This window comes from Streptomyces sp. NPDC086777 (assembly GCF_040702065.1).
Lineage (GTDB): Bacteria > Actinomycetota > Actinomycetes > Streptomycetales > Streptomycetaceae > Streptomyces.
The window spans coordinates 1-4,082 of sequence record NZ_JBFBJI010000095.1; the positions used below are offsets into that span (position 1 = coordinate 1).

The window sequence follows — 4,082 nt, forward strand, 5'->3', positions numbered from 1 at the left end:
CGGGGTGGGGCGGATCATCGCCGTGCACTGCGACCCCCGCGTGGACGTGGGGCGGATCGGGCTCAGGACCGGTGCCATCACCAGCGCCCGCGACCGGCCACGACGCACCCGCGGATTCAACGCGACGGCCGCGACAGCACGACCAGACTCCGCGCCTCCACGCGCAGCCGCGTGCTCGCCTTGCGTTCGCGTTCGTCCGGCATCCCGTCCACGTCGGCCGTGTCGATGAGGGTCGTCCAGCGCTCGCCGTAGGAGTCGTCGGGCAGCCGGAAGTCGACCGGCTCCCAGTGGCTGTTGAGGAGCAGCAGGAACGAGTCGTCGACCAGCCGCCCCCCGTAGGGGTCGCGTTCGGCGATGGCGTCGCCGTTGAGGAAGACGCCGACCGAGTGCGCGTCGGGCCGCTGCCAGTCCCGGTCCGTCATCTCGCGGGCGTCCGGCAGCAGCCACACCAGGTCGGGCAGCGGCTGCCCGGGACGCGTGGTCGTCTCACCGAGGAAGAAACGCCGCCGGCGGAGAACCGGGTGGGCGGCACGCAGTCCGATGACGTACCGGGTGAAGTCGGTGAGGTTCTGCTGCTCCGCGGTCAGTTCCCAGTCGACCCAGGAGACTTCGTTGTCCTGGCAGTAGGCGTTGTTGTTGCCGCGCTGGGTGCGGCCGAGTTCGTCGCCGTGGCTGAGCATGGGGATGCCCTGGGACAGCAGCAGGGTGGCGAGAAGGTTGCGCTGCTGACGGGCCCGCAGTTCCAGCACGGCCGCATCGGTGGTCTCGCCCTCCGCCCCGCAGTTCCAGGACCGGTTGTGGCTCTCGCCGTCCCGGTTGCCCTCCCCGTTGGCCTGGTTGTGCTTGTCGTTGTACGACACCAGGTCACGCAGCGTGAAACCGTCGTGCGCGGTCACGAAGTTGACGCTCGCCCGCGGCCGCCGCCTGCTGGCCTGGTACAGGTCCGAGGAGCCGGTGAGCCGGGAGGCGAACTCGCCGAGCGAGCCCGGCTCGGCCCGCCAGAAGTCCCGTACGGCGTCCCGGTAGCGGCCGTTCCACTCCGACCACAGCTGCGGGAAGTTGCCGACCTGGTAGCCGCCCTCGCCCAGGTCCCACGGCTCGGCGATGAGCTTGACCCTGCTGATCACCGGGTCCTGCTGGATCAGGTCGAAGAACGCCGAGAGCCGGTCCACCTCGTGGAACTGGCGGGCCAGGGTGGCGGCGAGGTCGAAGCGGAAGCCGTCGACGTGCATCTCGGTCACCCAGTACCGCAGCGAGTCCATGATCAGCTGGAGCACGTAGGGGTGCCGCATCAGCAGGCTGTTCCCGGTGCCCGTGGTGTCGTAGTAGTGCCCCCAGTCGCCGTCGACCAGCCGGTAGTAGGAGGCGTTGTCGATGCCCCGGAAGGACAGCGTGGGGCCCATCTCGTTGCCCTCGGCGGTGTGGTTGTAGACCACGTCGAGGATCACTTCGAGCCCGGCCGCGTGCAGCGCCTTGACCATCGCCTTGAACTCGTTGACCTGCTGACCCCGGCTGCCGAAGGCGCCGTAGGCGTTGTGCGGGGCGAAGTAGCCGATGGTGTTGTAGCCCCAGTAGTTGGACAGGCCCCGGTCCTGGAGCACCCCGTCCTGCACGAACTGGTGCACCGGCATCAGCTCGACCGCCGTGACGCCGAGGGAGGTCAGGTGGTCGAGGACCGCCGGGTGCGCGAGTCCGGCGTAACTGCCCCTGAGCCGTTCGGGCACCTCCGGATGGGTGAGGGTCAGGCCGCGGACGTGGGCCTCGTAGATCACCGAGTCGGAGTAGGGCCGGCGGGGCGGCCGGTCGTCGCCCCAGTCGAAGTAGGGGTCGGTGACCACGCCGAGCATGGAGTGCCCGGCGCTGTCGGCCGGGGAGGGCCCGCCGGGGGTGCGCTCGTAGAGCGAGGCGTGGTTGTCGATCTGGCCGTCCACGGCCCGCGCGTACGGGTCCAGGAGCAGCTTCGCCGGATTGCACCGGTGGCCGAGTTCGGGGTCCCAGGGGCCGGTCACCCGGTAGCCGTAGCGCTGCCCCGGCCCGACGCCGGGCAGGTAGGCGTGCCAGACGAAGCCGTCGACCTCGGTCATCGGCACCGTCGTCTCGGTGCCGGCATCGTTCACGAGAACCAGGTCGACCCGCTGGGCGACCTCGCTGAACAGGGCGAAGTTGGTGCCCTGTCCGTCGAAGGAGGCCCCCAACGGGTAGGGGTGCCCGCTCCACACGGGCACCCCTTTCCGGGACTTCCTCGCCGTCACCGGGCGCCCTCCAGGACACCGTCGGCGGCTGCCGCCAGCTGGGCGACCGGCAGGTCGCGCGGCACCTGGAGAACCCGGCGCAGCCGGGGCGCCGGCCCGGTCCTGACCAGCGGGACGCGCTCCCCGGACCGGGCCCGCTGCGAGAACCAGATGATCTTGCTGCCGGTCTCCGAGGCACAACAGCCCCAGCCGTCGCTGGTCGCGGCGAGGTGCACCAGGCAGGGGCGCAGATCCTGGTCGGGGCGCAGATCCCGGTCGTCGTCGCCGATGGCGGTGATGAGGTGCTGCCCGTTCCACCACATCTCGATGGACGTGTGCTTGTCCGTCGCGTGCTGGTCGATGGCGGTCAGCAGCAGTTCGGCACCGCGGCAGACAGGGTCCACGAGATTGTCCAGATCCCAGTAACGCAGATGGGCGGCCAGTATGCGGCTGACCTGTCCCACCCGTTCCGGGCTGACCTCGACGTCGAGGTGGTAGTAGCAGGGCACTGCGGTCTTCATTGTCGCTAGCTCCTCACCCGCGAAGCTCCCGCTCCCCCTCACCCGGCCGGAAATCCGTTCCAGACGCGCAGCGTGAGCGCTGGTCGCTCCTGAGTCACCTTCACTGTGCGGTCGCTACGCCATTCGTGCAACACGAGAGGCGCACGAGGCGGCCGGGACCCGGCGAGGTGGTTGAAGTTCCAACAAGACGCTCGGTCATCGCCCGTGCACCATGAGTGAAAGCCTCGATTCGCCGTAACGGCTCCGTGCTCTTCCGTGCCCGGACGCTCCCCCGATCCGGGGACACGTGCCCACTCGAGAGCGTCGGAAGGAAAGACACGGCCATGCTGCTACCCGCGAAGGCCGAGGTGGCCCGGCAGCTGCGGCGCTACCGGGCGTGGGAGCGCGTCATGCTCGCCTCGCCGCAGGACCGCGAGGTGCGGTCCACCTTCGAGGACTCGGGTTACACGCTGTGCGTCCTGATGGGCAAGCGCTGCGCCCGGGAGGCGGTGGACGCGGCCGAGCGCTACCTGCGCACCAGCCTCGTCACGTATGTGCGGGAACAGGGTGGGCGGTCCCAGCTGAGCGGGAAGGTCCGGCCGGGACCGCCGGCGGAACGTCCTTCCGCGAGGCATTGATCCCGCAGGCGGACCCGCGGGAAGACACCGGTCTTCCGGCACACTACGGACCGCGGAGCCGGGCCCCGGGCCCGGCTCCGCGCACGGCGGAGGTGAGACCCATGAAGGCGACTGAGGCCATCGGCCGCGTTCCGGTGCGTGACGTCCGGCCGGCCGTGGAGTGCGGCAGGCGGCCGGTGAAGGCGGTCCCCGGCGAGACCTTCCAGGTCACCGCCACCGTCTTCCGGGAGGGCCACGACGCCGTCGGCGCCAATGTGGTGCTGTGCGATCCCGAGGGCCGGCCCGGCCCGTGGACGCCGATGCGGGAGCTGGCCTCCGGCACCGACCGCTGGGGCGCGGAGGTCACCCCGGACGCGACGGGCCGCTGGACGTACCGCGTGGAGGCCTGGAGCGCCCCGCTCGCCACCTGGCGGCAGCACGCCCGGGTGAAGATCCCGGCGGGCATCGACACCGGCCTGGTCCTGGAGGAGGGCGCCGAGCTCTACGAGCGGGCGGCCGCCGGGGTCCCGGACGGGCCCGGGCGCGAGCGGGTGCTCGCGGCGGCCCGGGCTCTGGGTGACGACTCCCTTCCCCTGCACACGCGGCTGGCGAACGCCCTGGCCCCCGAGGTCGACGAGATCCTGGCGCGGTATCCGGTGCGGGAGTTGGTGACGGTCTCGGAGCCGCTGCCGTTGCTGGTGGAGCGTGAACGGGCGCTGTTCGGCTCGTGGTAC

General features: G+C 71.0%; 4 protein-coding genes. 2 read left to right on the forward strand and 2 right to left on the reverse strand.

Features of this window, described 5'->3' with window-relative positions; all coding sequences use genetic code 11:
- Positions 1-116: 116 nt before the first annotated feature.
- Together glgX and AB0472_RS45900 are read right to left on the reverse strand one after the other, a co-directional pair.
- The gene (gene glgX / locus AB0472_RS45895) at positions 117-2,225 is read right to left on the reverse strand and encodes a glycogen debranching protein GlgX (protein WP_366365646.1); all 2,109 of its coding nucleotides are present in this window, start codon (positions 2,223-2,225) and stop codon (positions 117-119) included.
- A 23-nt stretch (positions 2,226-2,248) separates the two neighbouring features.
- Positions 2,249-2,752: a pep a2 gene (locus tag AB0472_RS45900; RefSeq protein WP_366365648.1), complete on the reverse strand. Its 504-nt coding sequence runs from the start codon at positions 2,750-2,752 to the stop codon at positions 2,249-2,251.
- A 323-nt stretch (positions 2,753-3,075) separates the two neighbouring features.
- Between AB0472_RS45900 and AB0472_RS45905 the strand changes: the two genes are divergently transcribed.
- On the forward strand, positions 3,076-3,369 hold the full coding sequence (locus AB0472_RS45905; RefSeq protein ID WP_366365649.1) for a DUF5133 domain-containing protein: 294 nt from the start codon (positions 3,076-3,078) through the stop codon (positions 3,367-3,369).
- A 101-nt stretch (positions 3,370-3,470) separates the two neighbouring features.
- Positions 3,471-4,082, forward strand: a 612-nt coding sequence (locus tag AB0472_RS45910; RefSeq protein ID WP_366365651.1) for a maltotransferase domain-containing protein, incomplete at its 3' end; no start/stop codon positions are given.